18 protein-coding genes and 1 riboswitch are annotated in these 23,199 nt (G+C 73.1%); of the genes, 5 read left to right on the forward strand and 13 right to left on the reverse strand.

The genetic code is table 11. The features are described from left to right. Positions 1-7 precede the first annotated feature (7 nt). The 9 genes from I3F58_RS04825 to I3F58_RS04865 all read right to left on the reverse strand — a co-directional run bounded on the left by I3F58_RS04825 (position 8) and on the right by I3F58_RS04865 (position 11,626). Positions 8-460: an acyl-CoA thioesterase gene (locus tag I3F58_RS04825; protein WP_374207902.1), complete on the reverse strand. Its 453-nt coding sequence runs from the start codon at positions 458-460 to the stop codon at positions 8-10. 71 nt (positions 461-531) lie between these two features. After that, positions 532-683, reverse strand: a riboswitch (cobalamin riboswitch). 158 nt (positions 684-841) lie between these two features. After that, positions 842-3,325 (reverse strand): HAD-IA family hydrolase, encoded by a 2,484-nt coding sequence (locus I3F58_RS04830; protein ID WP_240106925.1) that lies wholly within the window; start codon positions 3,323-3,325, stop codon positions 842-844. A gap of 94 nt (positions 3,326-3,419) precedes the next feature. Further along, on the reverse strand, positions 3,420-4,487 hold the full coding sequence (locus I3F58_RS04835) for a 2-hydroxyacid dehydrogenase (protein WP_240106926.1): 1,068 nt from the start codon (positions 4,485-4,487) through the stop codon (positions 3,420-3,422). Next, complete coding sequence (locus I3F58_RS04840; protein ID WP_240106927.1) at positions 4,484-5,143, reverse strand: histidine phosphatase family protein; 660 nt, start codon at positions 5,141-5,143, stop codon at positions 4,484-4,486. Before I3F58_RS04840 ends, I3F58_RS04835 begins: the two co-directional genes overlap by 4 nt. Beyond that, positions 5,140-6,633, reverse strand: a complete 1,494-nt coding sequence (locus I3F58_RS04845; protein WP_240106928.1) for an FGGY-family carbohydrate kinase — start codon at positions 6,631-6,633, stop codon at positions 5,140-5,142. The genes I3F58_RS04840 and I3F58_RS04845 overlap by 4 nt, the downstream gene beginning before the upstream one ends. After that, the gene (locus tag I3F58_RS04850; RefSeq protein WP_240106929.1) at positions 6,626-8,167 is read right to left on the reverse strand and encodes an FGGY-family carbohydrate kinase; all 1,542 of its coding nucleotides are present in this window, start codon (positions 8,165-8,167) and stop codon (positions 6,626-6,628) included. The genes I3F58_RS04845 and I3F58_RS04850 overlap by 8 nt, the downstream gene beginning before the upstream one ends. A 216-nt stretch (positions 8,168-8,383) precedes the next feature. Beyond that, positions 8,384-9,637, reverse strand: a complete 1,254-nt coding sequence (locus I3F58_RS04855; protein WP_240106930.1) for a sugar ABC transporter permease — start codon at positions 9,635-9,637, stop codon at positions 8,384-8,386. Further along, on the reverse strand, positions 9,634-10,470 hold the full coding sequence (locus I3F58_RS04860) for an ATP-binding cassette domain-containing protein (RefSeq protein WP_240106931.1): 837 nt from the start codon (positions 10,468-10,470) through the stop codon (positions 9,634-9,636). The genes I3F58_RS04855 and I3F58_RS04860 overlap by 4 nt, the downstream gene beginning before the upstream one ends. 88 nt (positions 10,471-10,558) lie before the next feature. Continuing rightward, positions 10,559-11,626 (reverse strand): sugar ABC transporter substrate-binding protein, encoded by a 1,068-nt coding sequence (locus I3F58_RS04865; protein WP_240106932.1) that lies wholly within the window; start codon positions 11,624-11,626, stop codon positions 10,559-10,561. 326 nt (positions 11,627-11,952) lie between these two features. Between I3F58_RS04865 and I3F58_RS04870 the strand changes: the two genes are divergently transcribed. Both I3F58_RS04870 and I3F58_RS04875 read left to right on the forward strand, forming a co-directional pair. Then, entirely contained in the window at positions 11,953-12,774 is an 822-nt protein-coding gene (locus I3F58_RS04870) for a DeoR/GlpR family DNA-binding transcription regulator (protein ID WP_240106933.1), read from the forward strand. Between the two features lie 110 nt (positions 12,775-12,884). Further along, positions 12,885-14,954, forward strand: coding sequence for an RbtT/DalT/CsbX family MFS transporter (locus I3F58_RS04875; RefSeq protein ID WP_240106934.1), 2,070 nt, complete (start codon positions 12,885-12,887; stop codon positions 14,952-14,954). Positions 14,955-15,238: 284 nt separating this feature from the next. Here I3F58_RS04875 and I3F58_RS04880 read toward each other — a convergent pair whose 3' ends face one another. Then, positions 15,239-16,489 (reverse strand): MFS transporter, encoded by a 1,251-nt coding sequence (locus I3F58_RS04880; protein ID WP_240106935.1) that lies wholly within the window; start codon positions 16,487-16,489, stop codon positions 15,239-15,241. Positions 16,490-16,575: 86 nt separating this feature from the next. Between I3F58_RS04880 and I3F58_RS04885 the strand changes: the two genes are divergently transcribed. Both I3F58_RS04885 and I3F58_RS04890 read left to right on the forward strand, forming a co-directional pair. Continuing rightward, entirely contained in the window at positions 16,576-17,064 is a 489-nt protein-coding gene (locus I3F58_RS04885; RefSeq protein WP_240106936.1) for a helix-turn-helix domain-containing protein, read from the forward strand. Between the two features lie 93 nt (positions 17,065-17,157). Beyond that, positions 17,158-17,346, forward strand: a complete 189-nt coding sequence (locus tag I3F58_RS04890; RefSeq protein ID WP_240106937.1) for a hypothetical protein — start codon at positions 17,158-17,160, stop codon at positions 17,344-17,346. A 232-nt stretch (positions 17,347-17,578) separates the two neighbouring features. Here the strand turns inward: I3F58_RS04890 and I3F58_RS04895 are convergent, their stop codons facing one another. The 3 genes from I3F58_RS04895 to I3F58_RS04905 all read right to left on the reverse strand — a co-directional run bounded on the left by I3F58_RS04895 (position 17,579) and on the right by I3F58_RS04905 (position 21,551). Continuing rightward, positions 17,579-18,964, reverse strand: a complete 1,386-nt coding sequence (locus I3F58_RS04895) for a chloride channel protein (RefSeq protein ID WP_240106938.1) — start codon at positions 18,962-18,964, stop codon at positions 17,579-17,581. 7 nt (positions 18,965-18,971) lie between these two features. Further along, complete coding sequence (locus tag I3F58_RS04900) at positions 18,972-19,496, reverse strand: hypothetical protein (RefSeq protein ID WP_240106939.1); 525 nt, start codon at positions 19,494-19,496, stop codon at positions 18,972-18,974. Between the two features lie 516 nt (positions 19,497-20,012). After that, positions 20,013-21,551, reverse strand: a complete 1,539-nt coding sequence (locus I3F58_RS04905) for an aminopeptidase P family protein (protein ID WP_240106940.1) — start codon at positions 21,549-21,551, stop codon at positions 20,013-20,015. 310 nt (positions 21,552-21,861) lie between these two features. Between I3F58_RS04905 and I3F58_RS04910 the strand changes: the two genes are divergently transcribed. Continuing rightward, positions 21,862-23,196 (forward strand): MFS transporter, encoded by a 1,335-nt coding sequence (locus I3F58_RS04910; RefSeq protein ID WP_240106941.1) that lies wholly within the window; start codon positions 21,862-21,864, stop codon positions 23,194-23,196. Positions 23,197-23,199 lie beyond the last annotated feature (3 nt).

The following is a 23,199-nucleotide window of genomic DNA, read 5'->3' on the forward strand; positions in this document are numbered from 1 at the left end:
GGATCCGTCAGGACGGGCCGGGGACCGGCACGTCGAGCGCGGGTACCGGGCGCGGGCTGCCGTCGGCGTCGACGGCGACGAAGGTCAGGGAGGCGGTGGCGACCTCGGCGGCGGGGCCGGCGCTGTTCCACCGCTCGGAGGTGACCCGCACCCCGACCGTCATCGACGTCCGCCCGGCGCGCCGGAGTCCTGCTTCGACGCTGAGCAGGTCCCCGGCCCGTACCGGGGCGAGGAAGGACATCTTGTCGACGGAGACGGTCACCGCCGGTCCGTCGGCGTGGCGGCCGGCCGCCGCGGCGGCGGCGTCGTCGATGAGCTTCATCATCACGCCACCGTGGATGGTGCCGTACAGGTTGGTGTCGTGCTCGCTCATGATGTGCGCGAGCACCACCCGGGAGCCGTCCGGTGTCTTGACCGGGCGGGAGGCGGGGGCGGGACTGGTGACGGTGGGATCGGCCACGTCAACTCTCCTTCGCGAGTCGCGGCAGGGCTGTTCCGCACGCCAGGGGTGTCGGCGTGCGGGCGGCGGGCAGGTCTTCGGACTCGCGGGCGCGTCTCGTGGTACGAGACTCCTACTGGCCGTCGCTTCCCAGGTCCGGTTCGCCGGACCCAGTGCGTATGACGGCGGTCGTTCCCGCTCACCGCTGCGGGGCAGTCCCGGATTCTCACCGGGTTCCCTCTTACGACGCCGACTGCCTGGCGGACAGGGGCGAACCAGCTGCCCCGCCAGCCTACGGCAGCGGGATCGCGGCCCGCTGCCGAGGAGGCCGGTGACCAGGGCCGTCCGGCATCCGGACCGGGCCGGTCCGTGTCACCCGCGTATCGCCTCCGGGCCGTCGCCTCACAGGTCCTGCTCGGCCCAGACCGTCTTGCCGCCCGGTGTGTACCGGGTGCCCCAGCGGCGGGTGAGCTGGGCGACCAGGAGAAGTCCGCGTCCGCCCTCGTCGAACGCCCGGGACCGTTTCATGTGCGGCGTGGTGCTGCTGGCGTCGGACACCTCGCACATGAGCACCGAGTCGCGGATGAGGCGCAGCGTCAAGGGGGGACGGGCGTAGCGGATCGCGTTGGTGAGCAGTTCGCTGGCCACGAGTTCCGTGGTGAACGACAGCTCCTCCAGCGCCCACCGGGCCAGTTGCTCGGTGACGAGGTGTCGGACCCGCGCGACCTCGACGGGATCGGCGGCGACGTCCCAGGTGGCGATCCGGGACGGGGGGAGTGCCCGGGTGCGTGCCAGGAGGAGGACCGCGTCGTCCTCCTGTTCCCCAGGTGAGAGGCCGCGCAGCACCCTGTCGCAGAGGCCTTCGAGTGAGGCCGCCGGTCCGGAGAGCAACTCGCCGAGGAGCCGTAGTCCTTCGTCCGGATCACGGTTCCCGGAGTGCGGCAGGCCGTTGGTGTAGAGCGCGAGGACACTGCCCTGGGGCAGGTCGACACCGTGGCTTTCGAAAGGCAGCCCCCCGAGGCCCAGCGGCGGACCGCTCGGGAGGTCCGGGAAGCGGACCGTGCCGTCCGGGGTGACGACGGCGGGCGCGGGATGTCCGGCGCGGGCCATGGTGCAGTGCCGGGACACCGGGTCGTACACCGCGTAGAGGCAGGTGGCCCCGGCGACCGGGGTGTGCGGTGACGGTGTCTCGTCCTCCGCCGAGTTCTCCTCCTCGTCGAGGCGGAGAACCAGGTCGTCGAGATGGGTCAGCAACTCGTCGGGAGGAATGTCGATGTCGGCCAGGGTCAGCGCGGCGGTGCGCAGCCGGCCCATGGTCGCGGACGCCTCGATGCCGTGTCCCACGACGTCTCCCACCATCAGCCCCACGCGCGCGCCCGACAGGGGGATGACGTCGAACCAGTCGCCTCCGACACCCGCGCCGGACTCCGCCGGAACGTAGCGGGTCGCGATGTCCGCCGCCGAGAGGCGGACGTTGCGGCGCGGGAGGAGGCTCCGCTGCAGGGCCAGGGACGTGCCGCGTTCGCGCGCGTAGCGGCGGGCGTTGTCGACGGCGAGCGCGGCCCGGGTGGTGATCTCCCCGGTGAGCAGGACGTCGTCGGTGTCGAACACGTCCGGTGTGCGGTGGCGCATGAAGTGGACGACGCCGAGCAGCGTTCCCCGGGCGCGCAGCGGCGCCGTGATGAGGGAGTGGACGCGGTGGAGCCGCAGGATCGCCGCGTAGCCGGGGTCGCTGCCGAGCCAGCGCCGGACATCCCGGTCGTCGGCCCAGTGCGCCGACGGCGTGTCGGCTGTCAGCGCGCGGGCCATGGGCGACAGCGGGTGGTAGTGGCACGGCTGACCGGGCCGTAGCGCGGACTCGGGACAGTCCTCCAGGACGGAGCTCTGCGCGGCGCGCAGCAGCGTCGGCTCGCCGTGCCGGGCGGGGGAGGTGTCCGGTCGCAGCACGTCCTCGAAGAGGTCGACGGCCGCGAAGTCGGAGAAGTGGCCGATGGCCAGCTCCGCCAGCTCACGCGCGGTCTCCGACACGTCCAGGGAGGTGCCCAGGCGGACACTCGCGGCGTTCATGACCGCGAGCCTCTGCCGGGTGCGGTACTGCCCGGTGATGTCGAGGGCGGAGGCGGATGCGGGGTGCGCCCGCGGAGGCCGGGAGTCGCCGGCCAGCCGGGAGAGCGCCGCCGGCAGTCCGGTCAGGGACGTGATGACCGCGTCGGCCTCGGTCAGCTCGTCCCGTCCGGGAGCGGGCGGCGCTTCACCGCGGAGCATCCACACGGTGCGCAGCCCCGCCCGCGCCGCTCCCCGCACGTCGGTGTCGAGCCGGTTGCCGACGTGGACGGCGCGTTCGGCGGGCACGCCCAGCTTGTCGAGCACGGCGCGGAAGGCCTCGGGGGCGGGTTTCTCGGCGGAGTCGACCCCGCCGAGGACGACAGCGCCGAACAGGGGGGCCAGGCCGTCGCGGCGCAGCGCGTCCCGCACCTGCGGGGGTGAGTTGGAGAGGATCCCGAGCCGGTAGTCGTCGGCCAGCGCCCGGAGCACCGGTGCCACGTCCGGGTAGAGCGACTCGACGGGGTAGGCCCAGTGCTTGGCGATGTGAGCGCGCAGCAGGCCGATGTCGCCGTCCCGGAGGAACCTGCGGGCGAACGCCGCGCGCAGGCCGGCCCCGCCCTCGCGTTCCGCCTCGTACAACGACCAGAACGCGTGTTCGTCGAATTCCTCTCCCGCGAGTTCGTGCACGGCGCGGTACAGGGCTTCGACGAAGCGTTCGTCGTCATAGACCGAGCCTCCGATGTCGAAGAGCACCGCGTCGACAGGACCGCCCCCCGTGCCGTCGCTCGGCACGCTGTGGCCTGCGGTGGCGTCGACGTCCACGCTCAGCCTCCCGGACACGGGCCGCTCCCGCTCACCACCCATCGTGGCACCGCGCCCTCCGGCACGCGAACCGCTCCGGCGGAGGCACGGCGCCTCCGCCGGAGCGTTCCGGCTACGGTGTTCCGGCCACTGTGCCGCGGCCCGTGAGGACCTCCGGATTGGCGCAGTGCGCGAGCGGCTCGCCCCGCAGGTACCGCACCGTCTCCGCGGCGCAGATCCGGGCCGCCTGATGCGCGGTCTGCTTGCTGGCACCCGCCAGGTGGGGGGTCATCACGATGCCAGGCGTGCGCAGCAGCCGTGAGCCCGGCGGGACGGGCTCCTCCGGGAAGACGTCGAACGCGGCGGCGAAGAGGTGCCCCCGGTCGAGGGCGTCGCAGACCGCGTCGTAGTCCAGCAGCCCGCCCCGGGCGCAGTTGACGATCACGGAGCCGGGAGCCATCGCGGCGATCTGCTCCGCGCCGATCATGCCGCGGTTCTCCGCCGTCAGCCGGGCGTGCAGCGAGAGCACCCGGGACCGCGCCAGCAGCTCGTCCAGGCCCACGTTGCGCACCCCGGGCGCCGCGTCCCCCGGCAGGTAGGGGTCGTGGACGAGGACGTCCGCGCCGAAGCCGCCGAGGATGCGGGCGACGCGGTGCCCGATGGCGCCGTAGCCGACCAGCCCCACGGTGGTGCCCGCCAGCTCCATGCCGACCTCGTCGTACTGGTAGTAGTCGCCGCGCCACACACCGCGGGCGAGCTCGCCGTGGGTGTGCGGGATGCGGCGCAGCGCGGCCAGCAGCAGGGCGACGGTGTGCTCGGCCGTCGCGGTGGCGTTGCGGCCCGGGGCGAACGTCACCGCGACGCCGTGTTCCGTGGCGGCCTCCAGACTGGCGTTGACCGGTCCGCCGCGGCCGACGGCGAACAGTTCGAGGTCCGGGCACGCCTCCAGGACCCTGCGGGTGAGCGGAGCCATCTGCGTCACGCAGACCCGTACGCCCTGGAGGGCCTCGATGAGCTGCTCCTCCGTGCCGGACGCCTCGTGCACCTCGGCGACGTCGCCGAACGGTTCGATGGGCCAGGGCAGGTGCAGTTCGCTGATCTCCAGCTCCCCGCGGGGGCCGCCGTGCTCGGCACGCAGCGCGTCGGCGAGCAGGCCGGTGTGGACGAAGTGGTCGCCTGCGGCGAGAATCCTGACGGTCACGGGGTCTCCTCCTCGGGTGCCGGGGCCGGGGCCGGGAAGCCGTCGAAGGCCTCGGCCGGCGTGTTGAACTGCAGCAGTGCCGCCCTGTCTCCGCCGCCGTAGCGGACCTCGGTGATCGCGCAGTTGCGCATGAGGGGGAACAGCCGCCGGTACTCCGACAGCGGGACTCCCGTCAGATGACAGAGCAGCAGCCGGTTGAGCGTGCTGTGGCCGACGATCAGGACCCTGCCTTCCGGGTGGAGACGGTGGATCTCCCGCAGACAGGCCATGCCGCGCTCGACGGCGTCGGCGGGGGGCTCGCCGTCCGGCAGGTGATGGAGCGCCGGGTCCGCGTGGAAGGCGGCGAGCCGCTCGGGGAACACATCGCGCATGTCGGCGGTGGTGAGCCCCTCACCGCGCCCGAAGTCGACCTCCCTCAGCCGGGGATCCTCCTGGGGTTCCAGGCCGGTGGCCTCGGCGGTCGGCCGGGCCGTGTCCCGGGCGCGCAGCAGCGGCGAGACCCACAGTGCGTCGGGCCGGGCGTGCTTGGCCCACGCGGCGAGCTGCTCGGCCTGCTCGCGCCCCCGTGGGGTGAGCGGGATGTCGCTGCGGCCCGTGTAGCGGTTCTCGGCATGCCAGATCGTCTCTCCGTGGCGGACGAGTACGAGATCGGTCACAGGTGGGCTCTCCTTCGTGCGTGCCGGGCGACGGCCGTCGGCAGCCAGCCGCGCTCTTCGAGTGCGTCGACCAGCTGGAGATGCTTCTCCAGCAGGCGCCGCGTGTGTTCGGGCCGCGGCTCGACCACGGTGCGCAGCCGCACCATGTCGCGGGCGGCGTCGCTGAGCGGGGTGGTGGTGCCCGCCCGGGCGAGGACGGCCATGCCGAGGGCGGCCTCGGCGTTGTCCGGCAGCCCGAGGGGGCGGGCGAGGACGTCGGCGCGCAGCTGGCACCAGTAGCGGCTGCGGGCTCCGCCGCCGGTGAGGGTCACCGGTCCGTCGAGGGGGGCGCCGAGCAGTCCCAGGTAGTCGAAGCAGAGGCGCTCGGTGAACGCGACGCCCTGCAACAGCGAGGCGTGGTAGTCGGCCTCCGCCGCGCCGTGCCGGTCACCCAGGGTGAATCCCTCGGCGTCCGGCGCGAGGAAGGGGAAGCGCTCTCCCCTGGAGGCGAGCGGATAGGTCACCAGGCTCGACGGCTCGTACCGCTGGGCTCTGGCGTCCAGCGTGGCGAGGTTCCTTCCGGGGAACGCCCGGGACAGGGCTCCCGCGCCGGTGCTGGAGGCACCGCCCGGCAGCCAGTTCCCGTCCGGGGCACGGTGCGAGTACACGACGCCCAGGGGGTCGCGCAGCCGCTGGGCGGTCACTCCCTTGAGGACGAGCGTGGTCCCGAGCACGGAGTTCCAGGCGCCGGGCTCCAGGGCACCGGCACTGATCTGGGCCGCGCAGCCGTCGGTCATGCCGGCGACCACGGGAGTGCCCTCGGGGATGCCGGTGCTCTCGGCGGCACCGGCGCACACGCTGCCGAGCACGGTGCCCGGCCGGACGACCTCGGGCAGCAGTCCCGCCGGGATCCGCAGGTCCTCGAAGAGCGCGCCGGGCCATGCCTCCCGCTCCGTGTCGTAGCCCGTCTTGAGAGCGTGGCTGGAGTCCGTCGCCACCGGGCCGCCGGTGAGCCGCTCACCGATGCAGTCGGCCTGGTGGAGCAGCCGGGCCCCGGCGGGGAGGCCGGAGTGGTTGCCGAGCAGCCAGAGCAGCTTGGGCAGCGCCCAGGAGGGCTGCGGCCGGTGTCCGAGCCGTTCCCACAGGGCGGAACCCGCCTCCGCGGCGAGCGGGGCCTCCTCGACGGCGCGGGAGTCGTCGTACATCAGTCCCGGGGTCAGGGGGCGTCCGGCGCGGTCGGCCAGCAGGATCGTGCCCGAGGTGGCGCACACGGCGACACCCCGCACCGAGGCGCCGGGGATCCCGTCGAGCGCCTGGCGGCACGCCACGCGCACGGCACTCCACCACTGCTCCGGGTCCTGTTCGTGCCGGGGGCCGTCCCGGTGGCTCCGCAGCTGCTCGGCGCCGGAGCCGCAGGTGCCTCCCGCCGCGTCGACGGCGAGCACGCGGACGCTCTGGGTGCCCAGATCGATGCCCAGCCACACGTCGGGGCGGGCGTTCGGTTCAGCCATGCGGGTCTCCGGTGGGCGTCGTACCGGCTGGGGACGGGGAGGTGCCGGGGGCGGACGGGGAGTCGGCGAGTACCTGCCAGCCGGTGGCGGACAGCTCGCGAAGGGCGAGGAACGTGTCGAACCGGGACGCGTAGAACGCGCTGCGCTCCGTGTCCGGTTCGTCGGCCTTCCGGATGCGCACGTATCTGCGGGCGGCGGTGGCGATGTCGGGTTCCTCGCCGAGGCTCACCAGGCCGCTCAGGTAGGCGCCCTTGGCGCCTACCTCGCTGTCGGCGGAACGCACGGTGCGCAGCCCGGTGACGTCGGCGATGAGCCGGCACCAGGCGTCGCTGGCCGCGCCGCCGCCGCACAGGCGCAACTCGTCGGTCGCGGCGCCGGAGGCGGTCAGGCAGTCGAGGATCACCATGGTGAGCCCTTCGAGGACCGCCCGGGCGACGTCGCAGGGCTGGTGGTCCAGGCTCATTCCCCAGAACGTGCCGCGGGCGTGCGGATCGAGGAAGGGGGCCCGTTCCCCGGCCGGCGAGAGGTACGGCAGGAAGACCAGGCCGCGGGCCCCGGGCGGGCTCTGGAGGGCGAGTTCGCCGAGCTCGGCCGGTGTGCTCAGGCCCAGGGTCCGCACGGCCCAGGCGATGACCTCCGTGCCCGCGAGGGTGGGGAAGGCCCGCAGCGCGTGGCCGGAGGAGCCGACGGCGATGGTCAGCCCGGACGGCACGCCCCCGGTGTCCGGGCCCTCCCGTACCACTTCGGTGCACAGCGTGGTGCCGAGGATCGTGCAGGCCTGTCCCGGTGTGGTGGCGCCCACGCCGATCGCGGTCGAGGCGACGTCGTACGGGGCCATCACCACGGGCAGTCCGGCCGGCAGGCCCAGCTCCGCGGCCGTCCGGGCCGTGAGTTCCCCGACCCGCTGAGCGTCGTCCCGCACCGGCGGCAGCAGCCGCTCCGCCCAGTCCAGGCCGAACAGCGCCCGGACCTCCGGGGAGTAGCGCCGGGTGCGGGGGTCGAGGAAGGGGGCCGAGGCGTCCGACTCGTCGACTGCGAGGAGACCGGTGAGCCGGAGGAAGATCCAGCCTCCGCAGTACAGCGAGGTCGACGAGCGGGCCAGCCGGTCCGGATCGTGCTCGGCCAGCCAGGCCAGGACGGAGTTGGGGAGGCCGGGGAAGGTCAGCGAGCCCGTGAGGCGGAACGCCTCCTCCAGCAGGCCGGATGCCCGCCAGTTCTCGACGACGGGTGCGGCGCGCCCGTCCGACCAGAGGATCGCGGGCCCCGTGGGCTCGCCCTTGTCGTCGACCAGCCAGCAGCCGTCGCCCTGTGCGGTGAGGGCGATGAACCGCACGCCGTCCGCCGCGTGGCGCCGGGCGGACCGGATGGTGGCCGCGACGGCCTCCCACACCGCGGTCATGTCCTGTTCGGCCCAGCCGGGCCGCGGACGCCGGACGGAGGTGGCCTGGCGTGCGACGGCCACCTCGTTGCCCTCGTCGTCCAGGACAACGGTCTTGATCATGGAAGTGCCGACATCGACCGCGAGCACGGACATCGGGATGGCTCCTTGTCTCAGCGCACCGCTGAGTGAGGGGGACGCGTGGACCGCGGTGCGGCCCGGCGTCTCCGGTGGGCAGGTGTGCTTCCCACCCCTCCAGCTTGACGGGCCGGACGGGCGTTCGGCGGGTGGCGGCCGGGGCCGGGCCGACCGCCCGCGAGCCGCGGTGCTGGTCGGCCGTCGCCAGGTGGTGGGAGACCGGCTGCCGGCCTCTCACCCGCGCCCGTGCGAGGCCCGCGACCGCCGGGCGACCGAGTCCAGTGCCACCGCGAGGAGCAGGACGGCTCCGGTGACGGCGAAGCGGTAGGCGGAGTTGAGGCTCAGCAGGGTCAGTCCGCTGGATATGGACTGGATGACGGTGATGCCGAGAAGGGCCGAGAAGGCCGTTCCCCGGCCGCCGAAGAGGCTGGCGCCGCCGATGACCGCGGCGGCGATGGCGTTGAGGTTCACATCGCCCCCGCCGCTGCTCTGGTTCGCCGACGCCAGGCGGGCGGCGGCGAGCACCCCGCCGAGCGCGGCCAGGGTGGTGCAGGTGACCAGGGCGCCCGTGTACACGCGGCGGACGTTGATACCGGCGCGGCGTGCGGCCTCGGCGTTGCCGCCGACGGCGTACAGGGCCCGGCCCCACCGGGTACGGGTGAGCACGTAGTGGGCGGCGACCACGAGGGCGATGAAGGCGACGTACATCCAGCCGATGCCCCTGGCGAGGTTCAGGTACCAGACCCCGAACTCCAGCAGTGCCAGCAGGGCGCCGGACCGCAGGGCGATCAGCCGCACCGGAAGGGCGGACAGGCGAGCCCGGGAGCGTTCACGGGCACGGGCGAAGCCGCTGGCGAAGTGCCCGGCCGCCGCGCCCAGGGCCAGGAGGTACGACAGCCAGGCGGGGACGTAGGCCGTCTGCGCGAAGTGGACCAGGGCGGAGTCGAAGGGGATGTTGATCGAACCGCGCTCGCCCAGGATCCCGAGCTGGATGCCGAGGAAGCCCAGCAGCCCGGCCAGGGTGATCACGAAGGTGGGTACTCCGAGCCGGTTGTACACCTGGGCGTAGAACCAGCCGATCAGCGCTCCGGCGGTGAGGGCGGCCAGCACGGCCACGGGCCACGGCAGGCCCTGGTTGACGAACATCACCGCCATGGCGGCGGCGGCGAGGCCGCTCACCGAGCCGACGGAGAGGTCGATCTGGCCCACCAGCAGGACGCAGACGATGCCCAGGGCCATGACCCCGACGGGCACGCTCTCCATGGCGAGGTTGCCCAGGTTGGCGCTGGAGAGGAAGGTCGGGTTGGCCGTGTCGAGCACCGTCCAGATGACGACCAGCCCGGCGATCACGGGGAAGACGCCCAGGTCACCCGAGCGGAAGCGGTCGACGAGTCCCCGGGCGGTTCCCCGGATCCCGGTGTGGACGCGCAGCCGTTCGTCGCGCAGGTCGACGGCGACGGGCCGGATGTCGGTCGTGGTGTTGTTCATGGGGTCACCTCTCCGGTGCGGGCGGAGGCCAGGGCGGCGGAGCGGCTCGCGGCCCTGCGGGCCACTACGTTGTCGCTGGCTCCGGTGATCGCCGCGACGACTTCCTCGGCGGTCACGGAACGCACGTCGAAGACGCCGTTGTTGCGGCCCAGGCGCAGCACCGCCACCCGGTCCGCGACCGCTTTCACGTCGGACATGTTGTGGCTGATCATGATCACGCCGAGTCCGCGCTCCCGGAGGCGTTCGATCAGGTTGAGGACCTCCGCCGTCTGGGCGACGCCCAGGGCGGCGGTGGGCTCGTCGAGAATGATCACCTTGGGGTCGCCCAGGAGCGACCGCGCGATCGCGATGGTCTGACGCTGGCCCCCCGACAGTGAGGCGACCGGGGTGTGAAGGCTCGGGATCTTCGCGGAGAGCTGCCCCAGGAGCTCCCACGACCGGGTCTCCATCTCGACCTCGGCGAGCCGGTGGGGGCGCACCTCGCGGCCGAGGAAGAGGTTCTGGATGACATTGAGGTTCTCGCACAGTGCGAGGTCCTGGTAGACGGTGGCGATGCCCAGTTTCTGGGCGGCACTCGGGCTGGGAACGGTGACCGGGCGTCCCTGGAAGGAGATGGTGCCGCCGGCGTCCGGCGCGTGGACGCCCGCGAGCACCTTCACCAGGGTGGACTTGCCGGCCCCGTTGTCCCCGACCAGCGCCACGATCTCGCCGGCGTGGACGTCGAGGTCGATGCCGGTGAGGGCGGCGACCGCGCCGAAGGTCTTGCTGATCCCGCGCAGGGACAGCACCGGCGTCGCGACGCCGCCGCTCCCGGCGGCTGAGGATGTGGGCATGAGCCTGCCTCGCATGGGTCTGGGGCCGCCGGGCCGCCCTGGGGAGCGGCCCGGCGGAACCCTCGGGTGGGGGATTGTCAGGGGGTGACTACTTGATGCCGGCCTTGCGGCAGGCCTCGGCATAGGCGGGTGTGCAGATCTCGGACGCCTTGAAGGGCCCGTTCTCGATCAGAGTGGTGGCGAGGTTGTCGACGGTGACCACGGTCGGCTCGAACAGCCGGGCAGGGGTGCCGAAGATCGAGGTCTCCGGGGCGGGGGTCTTGCCCTGCGCGAACTGGTGGGCGATCTCCGCCGCCGCCTCCGCCACCGTCTTGATGGGCTTGGAGATGGTGTTGTACTGCTCGCCGGCGATGATGCGCTGCGCGGCGGCGAGTTCGGCGTCGTTGCCGGTGACCGGCGGCACCGTGTCGACCCCTGAGGCCTTGAAGGCGGCGATCGTGCCGCCGGCCGTGCCGTCGTTGGCCGCGACCACGCCCGCGATCTTCCCCTTGTGCTGGGTGATCTTGGAGCTGACCCAGTTCTGGGCCTTGGTGGGGTCCCAGCCGGGGGTGTCGTACTCGTCGAGCAGCTTCAGTCCGCTCGGGTCGACGGCCTTGTGGATGCCCTTCTTGATGAGGCCGGCCGCTGCGTCGGTGGGGGAGCCGTTGACCTGGAGCAGACCGCCCTCGGCATCGGTCTGCTTCAGGTGGTCCACGAGGGACTGGGCGATCATCTGGCCGATCTTCTCGTTGTCGAACGACACGTAGAAGTCGGCCTTGCCGCCGGGGATGGGTCGGTCGTAGGCGATGACGGGAACGTCCTGCGCCTGGGACCTGCCGACGATGGTGACCGCGGCGGCCGAGTCGACCGGGTCGATCACCAGGGCCTTGACGCCCTGGGCGAGTGCGGAGTCCGCCTGCCGCTGCTGGGTCGCCGGGTCGCCCTTCGCGTTGGCGTACACCACCTCGCACTCCGCGCAGAGGGAAGCCAGCTTCGCCTCGAACAGCGGCTTGTCGAAGAGCTCGTAACGGGTGGAGGCGATGTCCGGCATCAGGAAGGCGATCTTCGTCTTCTCCGAGCCGGAGCCCGAGCCGCCGCTGCCGCATGCGGTGAGGGTGGCGAGAGCGGCGAGCGCCGTCACGCCGGTAACCGCCTTGAGTGCGCGGTGTCTGAACATCGGATTCTCCTTCGCCGCCGCCGGAGCGGCTGGGGCGTGGCCGGGGGCGCGGCACGGGGGACGCGGGGGAGCGGTGCCGTCTTTCCGGACCTGATGGGTGAGGAGCCCGCATGACTGGTCCGGTTCCTGCCGCTTTCGTGGAGCGTGCGGGGACTGTCGCCTGGGGAAGGGCCGGTGTTCGACGGCCCGTCCCTGCGGGTTGCGTGAAATCTAACTCCGAGAATGTTAAATCTGACAAGGGAGGTGAGGTTCTCTGTTATGTCTTCGCAATCGACGTGGCCACCGCCCGTCCCGTGGAGTGGGGGGTGACAGGTACCTTGAGGTGCATGAATGACAGGAAGCCCGTCTTGGCGGAGGACAACGACCGGTCCGGTCTCGGCCTGAGCGAGCGGCGTGAGGTGATACGTCGTGAGGTGCTCCGGCAGGGCTTCACACGGATCGACGACCTGGCCCGGGTGCTTCAGGTGAGTGTGATGACCGTGCACCGCGACCTGGACGCACTCGCCGAGGAGGGCTGGCTCACCAAGGTCAGGGGCGGTGCGACGGCCAATCCCTCGGCCCTCCAGCAGGCGGGGGTACGCGAACGCACGGCGGCGCTCAACACGGAGAAGGAGGCGATCGCCGCCCTCGCCGCCGAGTCGCTCCACCGCGGGCAGACCGTCTTCGTCGACGAGAGCACCACGGCTCTCGCCCTCCAGCCCCACCTGGCCGAGGCCGCGCCGCTCACGGTGGTGACCAACTTCTTCCCGCTCGTGCGGGCGCTGGGCACCGTCAAGGGCATCGAGGTGGTCGCCCTCGGGGGCCGATACTTCCCCCTCCAGGAGGCATGCCTCGGCTACCAGACGGCGCAGGCCATCCGGAAGCTGCGGGCCGACGTGCTGTTCATGTCCACCACCGCCGTCAGCGCGGGGGCCTGCTACCACAGGTCCGAGGCGACCATCGAGGTCAAACGGACCTTCATGGAATGCGCCGAACGCTCGGTTCTGCTGGTCGACCACGCCAAGTTCGGCCGCCGCGCCCCCTACCTGCTCGCACCCCTCGACGCCTTCGACCAGATCGTCACCGACTCGGGCGTGGACGACGAGGAGATCGCGGCGTTGCGGGAGGGGGGCGCACAGGTCCGCGTCGCCCCGGTGGGCCGCGGATAGCGTCCACCGGGTCCGCGCCGCCCTGCGGTCCGTGGGCGGCGTCCACATGCGGCGGCGGCCCGGTGGTGTCTTACTGGGAGTCGGGGACCGTCCCTGCTCCGCCGCACGCCGTGGACGCACCGTTGGACGCGAAGACGCCGCGAACACACCGGGGCCGACTCGAACGTCTCGGCATCCCGAGGCCGCTGGCCTGGGGATTCCTCGGTGTCCTGGTCTTCATGATCGGCGACGGTGTCGAGTCCGGCTACCTCTCTCCCTACCTCGCCGACGAGGGACTGTCCGGAAGCAGGGTGGCCCTGCTGTTCACGGTGTACGGGGTCAGCGCCGGCATCGCCGCCTGGCTGTCCGGAGCGCTGTCGGACCTCTGGGGCCCGCGCCGGGTCATGTGGACCGGCCTGACCTTCTGGGTCGCCTTCCAGCTCCTCTTCCTCCTGGTCGCCGTCCCGAAGCTGAACTACCCCCTCCTCCTGGCCGCCTACGGCCTCAGGGGGTTCGGGTTCCCGCTGTTCGCCTTCGGCTTCCTCGTCTGGATCGCCGCCGCGACACCGGCGGCCCGGCTCGGCAGCGCCGCGGGCTGGTTCTGGTTCGCCTTCACCGGCGGACTCCCCACCCTGGGCTCCCTGGTGGCCAGCGGACTCGTGCCGCGCATCGGTCCCTACCGGACCCTCTGGGCCGCCCTTCTCCTGGTGGTGGCCGGCGGACTGATCGCGCTCCTCGGCGTGCGCGATCCGACGGGCAGGCGCCGCCTGGCGCCACGGGGAGAGCGGCCGCTGTCCACCTTCCTCGGCAGCGTCACCATCCTGTGGCGCAATCCCCGGATCGGCGTCGGCTGCCTGGTGAGGATCATCAACACCGCGCCGGAGTTCGGCTTCCTGGTCTTCCTGCCGATCTTCTTCACCGAGACCATCGGGTTCAGCCTCTCGCAGTGGCTTCGCGTGCTGACCGTGATGTTCGCCGTCAACATCGTGTTCAACCTGGTGTTCGGCCTCGTGGGAGACCGCTTCGGCTGGCGCCGCACCGTGGCCGTCTTCGGCGGAGTGGGCTGCGCGATCACCACGCTCCTGCTGTACTACGTGCCCACCGCCGCCGGGAGCGACTACCCGCTCGCCCTCCTGGTGGCGGGTCTGTACGGCGCCACCCTGGCCGGCTACGTCCCGCTGTCCGCGCTCATGCCGTCGCTGGCGCCGCAGCACAAGGGCCAGGCCATGGCGGCCCTCAACCTGGGTGCCGGTGCCTCCGCCTTCGTGGGCCCGGCGATCGTGGGAGTCCTGCTCGCGCCCCTCGGAGTCGTCGGCGTCATGTGGGTCTTCGCCGGGCTCTACGCGGCGAGTGCGCTGATGACGTCCTTCCTGCGCCTGCCAAGCGAGACGGGCCCTCGCGCCCGGCGCCCGGAAGCCGCGCGGCCCGCCGGGGACGTGGCCGGGCTCGCCGCCCGGGCCGGCGGCACCCTGCTGGGCCATCCGGTGCGGCTGCGTCCCGACCCCGGCGAGGACGTGGAACTGATCCTCTTCGACGTGGGCGGCACGCTGTACGACGACGACTGCTTCGCCCAGGCCCTGTACCGGGCGGCGTGCGATCTGGGCGGCGGCACCGTGGACCAGGCGGAGTTCTGGAACCTCTACGACGAGCAGCGCGAGCGCGGCGCGGGCTCGCTGCACCGGGCGGTCGCCGGGGCGTTCGCCCCGGGCCGTGAGGAGGAGCTGCGCCGGCTGGCCCGTCGGCACTGGCACTACCCCGCCGAGGCGCTCTACCCGGACGTCGTGCCGGTCCTCACCGCGCTGTCCGGCCGTTACCGCCTGGGCATCGTCGCGAACTCCCCCCGGCAGGTGCTGGCCGCCCTGGAGCGCGACGGGCTGCGTGAGCTGTTCGCCGTCACCGCGCTCTCCGACGACGTCGGTGCGGGCAAGCCCGATCCGGCCCTGTTCCTCCACGCACTCGCCGAGGCGGGAGTCCCGCCGGACCGCGCCGTGCACGTGGGCAACCGGCTGGAGAACGACGTACGGCCGGCACGCCGGATCGGCATGCGGGCCGTCTGGATGCTGCGGGGCGAGGCCAGCCACGCCCCCACCCTGCGGCAGCTCGCGGAGCCCGACGCCGTGATCACCACGCTGACGGGCCTGCCGACCGTGCTGGCGCGCATGGCGACGGAGGGCCCGGCCGAGGGGAGGGCCGCCGGGTGAGCCACCGGGCCCGCAGCGCGGGACTCGTCCGTGCCCCCGCCGTACCGTGGCCTGTGCAGGTGAGTTCCCCCGGGTGTGCCGCCGGCCTGACGCACGGCGTCGCCTCTTGATGCCGGCGAGAGGAGGCTCTCGGTCCCGTGCTTCCCCCCGGGCGTTTCACGCGTTCCCGATGGCGCACCGCGGCGAGTGCGTGCTTCGCGCAGTGGACTCGGGTCCGGTCCCCGGTGGCGGGGGTTCCACCGGGAACCGGGCCCCAGCCCACTGCGCAGGCGCAGGGCGGGAACTCAGTGGACCTCGGACTTGTCCCGTGCCTCTCCGGTGCCCTGGGATCCCTCCCGCGCGGGGTGCGTGGCGACGCTCTCGTGCGGGAGGTCCGCGCCATCGCGGGGAAGGCGCCTGTCGGTCGCCCAGACGGCCAGCGCGCAGGCTGCGAATCCGGCCCCGAGGAGGCTGGAGGCCGCCCAGCCGTAGGCGGTGAAGACTGCGGTGGTCGCAGCCGCTCCGAGGGCGGAGCCGAGTGAGTAGAAGACCATGTAGCTGCCGATGACGCTGCTGACACGCTCCGGATACGCGGAGGTGAGCAGGTGCTGGTTGCTCACGTGCACGGCCTGGACCGCGAAGTCGAGCACCACGATGCCGACGAGGAGGAGCCAGAGCGACCACGGCAGCTGCCCGATCGCCACCCACGAGAGGATGAGCAGGGCGAGCGCGAAACCGGTGACCGGGACCGCCCGTCCTGCGTCCGCCCACCGTCCCGCGCGCGCCGCGCCGAGGGCGCCGGCGAGTCCGGCGATGCCGAACAGCCCGATCTGGCTCTCGCTCAGCTGCCACGGCGCGTCGGCCAGCGGCAGGGACAGCCCGCTCCACAGCGTTCCGAACGACGCGAACAGGAAGAACGCGATGAGCCCGCGCGTCAGGACGACGCGCTGCCGGTACAGGCCGCCGAGCGAGGCGACGACCTGCCGGTACGGGGCGGGCGGGGTGCGGCGCTCCTCCGGCGGCAGTACGGCGAGGACGAGGGCCGTGAGCCCGAGCGACAGCGCCGCGAGCACGAAGTAGACGCTCCGCCAGCCCCACGCGTCGGCGAGCGCGCCGGTGACGACGCGCGCCCCCAGGATGCCGACGACGACGCCCGAGGTCACCACACCGATGTTCCGGCCGCGTTCGGAGGGCGGCGAGACCGACGCGACGTAGGCCACCGTCGTCTGCACCACGACCGCGAACAGCCCGGCCGCCGCGAGCCCCGCGAACGCCACCCACGCGGCGGACGCCGAGGCCGTCAGGATCATGCCCACCGCGGTGACCGCGAGGTGCACGGCGATGAGCCGGCGCCTGTCGACCGCATCGCCGAGCGGCACCAGCAGCAGGAGCCCGGCCAGGTATCCGAACTGACCGGTCGCGATGATCCACCCGGCGAGTTCCGCCGGGACGCCGAGGTCGCGTCCCATCGGCACCAGGACCGGCTGCGCGGCGTAGATGCTCGCCACAGCCACAGCACAGACCACCGCGAGCAGTAACCGCCGCCATGCGTTCATCGCGCTCCCCATCGATCAGTAGCAAAGTGCAACTGATTTGACCGTACGGCATGATGGTTTCAATCCGCAACCCATTGGGAGGTGTCATGCCACGCACCACCATGCGTGCCCCGGACCTCGACTGGACCGACCCCCAGTGCCCCGTCGCCCGCACGCTCGACCTCGTCGGTGACCGGTGGAGCCTTCTCGTCGTACGCGACGCGATGGACGGTGCCCGGTCGTTCACCGAGTTCCAGCGGCGGACCGGCATCGCCCGGAACATCCTCACCGACCGTCTCCGCAAGCTCACGGCTCACGGAGTCCTCACCCAGCGCACCGCGCCCTCCGGCCGCCGCCGGGAGTACGTGCTCACCGATGCCGGCCGTGCCCTCTTCCCCGTCATCCTCACGCTGCGCCAGTGGGGAGAACGGCACGCGTTCACGCCCGGCGAGACCCACTCCGCCCTGGTCGACCAGCACGGCAGCCCCGTGCCGGAGTTCGTGCCGACCGGCGCCGACGGCACCCCCCTCGACGCCGACACCACCCATGTGCGCAAGAGCCGCCCGTGCCCCGAGCCGGAGTCCCGTCGGCAGTAGGGGGCGGTCTCAAGGGCGGTGAACGGGGCGGTGGCCCGACGCCGTCGCGGCTGCGGCGTCCGGAAGCCTCCGGAGCCATCGGCGGAACGGGCTGTGGCGGTCCAGGTCCTGGACCGCCACAGCCCGTTCCACACCGAGCGGGAGCGCCCTCCCGGGCGGATCGAGGAGGAGGCCGACGACGTCGCGGACCGGACGGCCCGGTACGCCGAGCCGGCCTCCGGTGCGGACGACGGGGGTTCGCCCTGCCGGTTCCCGCGTGGACCGGACGCCCGCGGGCCGTGAGCGTTCCGACCGGCTCGTCGCCCCCGCCGCCACGAGGGCGGCGGCCGCCGGTCCGCGCAGGTCCCCCCACGGGCCCCGCACCGCGTCGCACGCGGCATCCCTGCGGCTGCTCGCACTGCGCGGCCCCTGTACGCACGTGCGTGGGGGAACCGGCGGGGGCACGGAGCCGTCGCGCATCGGCGTGCGTGCGTGCGTGCGTGCGGGGCAGGTGAGCCACCGGGCCCGCTACGTGTCAGGGACGGGCGTCGCCGGCCCGGTCCCGGGCCAGCAGGCGGGCCGTCACCGTGGCCGTGACCGAGGCGAGGACGATCAGAGGGGTCTGGTGGGGGGCGTCGCCGCCCATCAGGAGGGTGGCCAGGACCGCGCTGGTCAGAGGGAGGCCGGTGACCGCGGCTGCGGCGGCGGCGATGCCGAGGGACAGGCCCGGGGTGACGCCCAGACCGGGGAGGCCCGCGCAGGCGACGCCCAGGGCGGCGCCCACCAGGACGGCCGGGAAGATGGGGCCGCCCCGGAGACTGCCGAGGCTGATCCCCCAGGCCAGAGCCTTGCAGGCGACGAGCGCGAGCAGGGCCGCCACGGACCAGGCGTGCGGGTGGGCGGCGAGTTCGGCGAGCGTGGCCTGGCCGGAGAGCGCCGCCTCCTCGGGAGAACGGCCCGTCAGCAGGGCGTACGCGGTGACGCACAGGCCGACCGCCGAGGCGCAGGCGACGGTGCGGGCCGCCCGGCGCTCCGGGCGGGCCGTCCAGCGCGCCGTGCGCTCACCAAGCCGGTGTGCCGCCGCCACCACGATCGCGATCAGCATCGCCGCCGGGATGCCCCACAGGAAGTCCCCGGCGTCCGGGGAGGCGTCCGGCGGCACGGTCGGCAGGGAGAGGGCGCCGACCGGAAGGCCCGTCCAGGCGCCGAAGCCGGTGAACACCAGCGCCCCCGCCGCGCTGGCCGTCAGACACGGGAGCAGGAGCATGACCAGGCGGGGACCCGCCAGTCCGGCCGCCTCCGCGATCAGGACCGAGGCCACCACCGGGCCGCCGAGGATCGTCGAGATCGCGGCCGTCGAACCCGCCGTCGCCACGACCGCGGTCGCCTCCGGGGGCGGTGGCTCGCGTGCCGCGCGCAGCGACAGCAGTGCCAGCCCGCTGCCCACCGCCATCAGCGGGGCCTCCGGGCCCAGGACGACGCCCAGCGGCAGCGTCGCCAGCGCGGCCAGCACCACGCCCGGCAGCTCCCGTGGGCCGATCGGAGTGCCGCCGCCCAGGCCGTTCACCGGCAGATGCCCCCCGCCGCCCGGCACACGCGTCACGATCGGCGCCAGGATCAGCCCGGCCAGGACGAGCATGGGCAGCCCCCACCACCACGGGGCACGGTCCATGCCCAGGGCCTCCGGGAGGTCCTCCCACACCTCGCGCTGGAGCCAGTGCTGGAGGCTCAGGAAGAAGAAGCAGGCGAGAGCGATCGGCACGCCGAGCAGGGCTGAGAGGAAGAGCAGCCTCCGGTAGCCGCGGCTGAGGAGGGTCTGGTGAAGGGCCGCCTCGCCGGGAGCCGTTCCGGGGGTGGTCCCGGACGGCTCGGGGGCGGAAGGGGCGGTGTCTCGTCGGTCGGGCGGCTCGGCCGGTCGCATGCGCTGCTCAGAAGCGGAGCGCCGCGCCCGTGTCCGCCGTGACCCCGCTCGGCAGTTCGTGCGTGCTGCGGGCCGTCGCGGTGCCCGTCGCCGCCGCGGCCACGTCCCGTACGGTCACCACCGCCACGTCCACCAGCGAGCCGTCCTGGTCATGGAAGTTGACCTGCACGATGAAGGACCGCTCGGAGCCCGTCGAGTTCTGGACGGTGACCTCGACGAGGGTGCGGCCGGTCTCGCCGTCCGTCACCGGGGTGCCCAGTGCCACGTCGTCCCGCGCGTCGACGCCGTCCGTGATCTCCTCGAACTTGCGTCCGACCTCAGCCGTGGCCGACGCCAGGACCTCCGGCGCCCGGGACGCCGCCGAGGCCGCGGCCGACGCGACGTCCGAGCCGACCGAGGCCGCCGCCGAGGCCGCCGCGCTCGCCCGGTCCAGGGGACTGCCGCCGTCGTCGTCCGCGCAGCCCGCCGCCCCGGCGGCGAGCACCGCCGCCAGCGCCAGGGCCGTCACGCCTCGTACCCACCGAACAGCCATGCCGGCCCTCCTGACTGCCTCACCTGTACGGGGCTGGTCCGCCCCCACCAGTGAAAGGCCGCCGCGTCGCACCCGCACCCCCGCCTGGGCCAGAAGCGTGGGCCGCCGGTCCGGCCGGGCGCTCCGGAGACGGCGGAGACCCGCAGGCACGGCTCAGGGCCCGGACCCGCCCGTGTCCGGGCGGCGGCTCCGCCGGACGCCTCGGGAACCCGACGGGGACCGTCGCCGCGAGGGGCGGCACCACGGAGGCCAGCCGCGTGTCACCCCTCGCCTGCGGGTACGGGGCCGAAGTGCCGGACCGCCCCGCGAGGCCTGTGCCCGGGTCACGGCACCGCGCCTCCCGTGTCTCCGGCGGGCGGGGGTGCCGGACAGCGGGTGGCGCCGTTCCCCTGCTCGCGGGTCCTCCGCCCCAGGCGGAACGCCTGCCGACGGCGCGAAGGCAGGCCGCGCCGCGGTCCGCGGCGGAGGCGCCCCCGTCCGCCCCCGTCCGCCCCGCGGTCCCGGTGCCGGCCCGGATCAGGCGTTCAGCGCCGCCATCCACGCCTCGACCTCGTCCGCCTGGCGGGGCAGGGACGCCGACAGGTTCTCGTTGCCGTCCTCGGTGACCAGGATGTCGTCCTCGATGCGGACGCCGATGCCCCGGTACTCCTCCGGCACCGTCAGGTCGTCCGCCTGGAAGTACAGGCCGGGCTCCACCGTCAGGACCATGCCCGGCTCCAGCGGACCGTTCACATACATCTCGGTGCGGGCCGCCGCGCAGTCGTGGACGTCCAGCCCCAGCATGTGGCCCGTGCCGTGCATCGTCCAGCGGCGCTGGAGGCCCAGTTCGAGGACCTTGTCCACCGACATGTCCCCGAACAGGCCCCAGGACACCAGCCGTTCGGTCAGCACCTGCTGGGCGGCGCGGTGGAAGTCGCGGTAGTCCGCGCCGGGCTTCACCGCGGCGATGCCGGCCGACTGGGCGTCGTACACCGCGTCGTAGATCTTCCGCTGCAACGGCGTGAAACGGCCGCTGATCGGGATCGTCCTGGTGATGTCCGCGGTGTACAGGTTGCGGGTCTCGACGCCGGCGTCGAGCAGCAGCAGGTCGCCGGGACGGACCGGGCCGTCGTTGCGGACCCAGTGGATGGTCGTCGCGTGCGGGCCGGCCGCGCAGATCGACGCGTACCCGACGTTGTTGCCCTCGACGCGGGCGCGCAGGAAGAACGTGCCCTCGATGTAGCGCTCGGAGGTCGCCTCCGCCTTGTCGAGGACCTTCACCACGTCCTCGAAGCCGCGCGCGGTGGCCTCGCAGGCGAAACGCAGGTCGTCCAGCTCGAATTCGTCCTTGATGCGGCGCATCTCGGACAGGAAGACGCGGAACTCCTCGTCCCGCTCGGCCGTCACCTTGTCGTGCAGGGCCGACTCGATGCCGGAGTCGTACCCGCGCAGCAGCCGGACCGGGCCCGTGGCCTCCTTCAGCGCCTCGGCCAGCTCGCGGACGTCCTTGCAGGGCAGGCCCAGCAGCCGCTCGTTCTCGGTGAGGCTGTTGCGGCGGCCGTCCCACAGTTCGCCCTGCGCGGACAGCCAGAACTCGCCGCTCTCCCGGTCCGAGCGGGGCAGCAGATACGCGGTGGCCTCGTGGCCGCCGTCCTCCGACGGCTCCATGACCAGGACGGCGTCCTCCGTCTGGTCACCCGTCAGGTAGACGTAGTCGGAGGACGGACGGAACGGGAAGAACGTGTCGTTCGCGCGGACCTTCAGGTTCCCGGCCGGGATCACCAGGCGCTCCCCGGGGAAGCGTCCGGACAGCTCGGCGCGGCGGCGCGCGGTGTGAACCGCCTGCGGGACGGGCGCCAGGTCGTGGCGCTCGGTGTCCGCCCAGCCCTGCTTCATGTTCTCGGCGAGTTCCTCGCTCACCCCCCGCTCCAGACCGTTCTTCCGCTCCTGCACGGGTTCGGTCTGCTCGTCCTCGGTGCTCTCCGGGGACTGGAGCGCCTGGTCGGTGTCCTGGCTCTCGGACGTCCGCTCGGTCAAGACTGCCTCCTGGATCGAATCGGTCACGGCCGCCCGCATCGCGTGCAGCCGGCAGCCATCGTATGGGTGATCGACGCCCGCGCAGGTCTCAACTCGTGAGACAGGCCGGGGAGTACCCCTCGGCGGGCCGGACCGCGACGTGTGCGGCCGCCCGTCGGCCCTCCGGCGCCGCCCCGCACCCCTCACCAACAGCGTTTTCGGCCTCTCCTGTCAACCGTTGACACTGTGAGGTGGCCGAACTAGCGTCTGAAACTGCCTAATTGGGCAACGAAGCCCGTGGAGACCGGAACGACCCCTCCGTGTCGACGGGCTTTTCACAAGAGGCGCTACCAGCGCTGACGGGGGAAATGTGTCCGAGAGTACGTCCGGGGGCGACCAGGCCGCGCCCGCTCCGGAATCCGGTGCGGCGACGGCGGAAACCGGTCATGCGCCCAAGAAGTCAGGGCTGGGATCGTACGTCCGGCTGCTGCGTGCACCGGGTGCGAGCCCCCTGGCCTTCTGGGGTGTCGTCGGACGGTTCCCGATCGCCATGCGCTCCATCGGCTGCCTCATGCTCGTCTCCGCCGTCACCGGCTCGCTCGGTGACGCGGGCACGGTCGCGGCGGCCATGCTGGTCTCCCAGGGCGTCGCCAGCCCGGTCCTCGGGCGGCTGGCCGACCGCCACAGCCAGCGGCGGGTGCTGCTGAGCACCTGCCTGGCCCACGCGACGGGCATGGCACTGCTGCTGCTGTCGATCGGGCTGAAGGCCCCGCTGTGGGTGATGGTGGGTGCGGCCGTCCTCACCGGGTGCACGTCGGTCTCGTTCACCTCGTTCATGCGGGCGCGGTGGGCCACGTTCGTCGACCAGGGGCTGTTGCGCACCGCGTACGCCCTGGAGTCGATGCTCGACGACACGATCTTCCTGCTCGGGCCGCTGATCGTCACCGCCCTGTCCACCTCGGTGCACCCGGCGGCCGGGCTGCTGACCTGTGCGGCGCTGACCATCGCCGGGTCCGTCGGGGTGGCGCTGCACCGCCGGTCCGAACCCGCCTCCGCGTCCGCCGCGGAGCCGGGACAGCGCCCGAAGCGCGCCCTCACCGTGCCGGGTGTGTGGATCCTGATGATCTGCTACGCGGGGATGGGCTTCCAGTTCGGCGCGGTCGACGTCGTGATGATCGCCTTCGCCAAGGAGCAGGGCTCGCCCGGGCTGGCCGGGCTGTTCCTGTCGCTGCTCGCCGTCGGCAGCCTGATCGCGGGGGCGGTGTACGGAGTGGCGAACTGGCGCCTGTCGCAGGCGCGGTTGCTGTGCGTCACCACCGGCCTGCTGACCGTCGGCGTGATCCCCCTGGCGTTCGTGCACTCCTCCCTGGTCATGTGCCTCCTCGCCGTCGTCGCCGGTGTCGCGATCTCCCCGGCGCTGATCGCGGGCAGCACGCTGCTGGAGTCCCTGGCCCCGAAGGGGTCCCTGTCCGAGGCCTTCTCGTGGCTCACCAGCTGCGGGGCCCTCGGCATCGCCTCCGGCACCGCGGTGGGCGGTCAGCTGGCGGAACTGAGCAGTTCGGCATGGGCCGCCTGGGCCGGGGTCGCGGGCGGAGCCGTCGCCCTGCTGCTGAGCCTGGGCGGCCAGCCCGCACTGACGCGCGGCACGGCGGACCGGGAGTCCGAAGGGACTCCGGAGACGGAAATGGCGGCACTGGAGAAATGACGG

Source organism: Streptomyces sp. MUM 203J, from assembly GCF_022414595.1.
Taxonomy (GTDB): Bacteria; Actinomycetota; Actinomycetes; order Streptomycetales; family Streptomycetaceae; genus Streptomyces.

Excerpts from the sequence above, each read along its gene's own strand:
- I3F58_RS04855 (WP_240106930.1), bottom strand. The coding sequence starts at position 9,637 with ATGAACAACACCACGACCGACATCCGGCCCGTCGCCGTCGACCTGCGC.
- I3F58_RS04845 (WP_240106928.1), bottom strand. The coding sequence starts at position 6,633 with ATGGCTGAACCGAACGCCCGCCCCGACGTGTGGCTGGGCATCGATCTG.
- I3F58_RS04870 (WP_240106933.1), top strand. The coding sequence starts at position 11,953 with ATGAATGACAGGAAGCCCGTCTTGGCGGAGGACAACGACCGGTCCGGT.
- I3F58_RS04900 (WP_240106939.1), bottom strand. The coding sequence starts at position 19,496 with ATGGCTGTTCGGTGGGTACGAGGCGTGACGGCCCTGGCGCTGGCGGCG.
- I3F58_RS04885 (WP_240106936.1), top strand. The coding sequence starts at position 16,576 with ATGCCACGCACCACCATGCGTGCCCCGGACCTCGACTGGACCGACCCC.
- I3F58_RS04880 (WP_240106935.1), bottom strand. The coding sequence starts at position 16,489 with ATGAACGCATGGCGGCGGTTACTGCTCGCGGTGGTCTGTGCTGTGGCT.
- I3F58_RS04865 (WP_240106932.1), bottom strand. The coding sequence starts at position 11,626 with ATGTTCAGACACCGCGCACTCAAGGCGGTTACCGGCGTGACGGCGCTC.
- I3F58_RS04895 (WP_240106938.1), bottom strand. The coding sequence starts at position 18,964 with ATGCGACCGGCCGAGCCGCCCGACCGACGAGACACCGCCCCTTCCGCC.
- I3F58_RS04850 (WP_240106929.1), bottom strand. The coding sequence starts at position 8,167 with ATGTCCGTGCTCGCGGTCGATGTCGGCACTTCCATGATCAAGACCGTT.
- I3F58_RS04905 (WP_240106940.1), bottom strand. The coding sequence starts at position 21,551 with ATGCGGGCGGCCGTGACCGATTCGATCCAGGAGGCAGTCTTGACCGAG.
- I3F58_RS04860 (WP_240106931.1), bottom strand. The coding sequence starts at position 10,470 with ATGCCCACATCCTCAGCCGCCGGGAGCGGCGGCGTCGCGACGCCGGTG.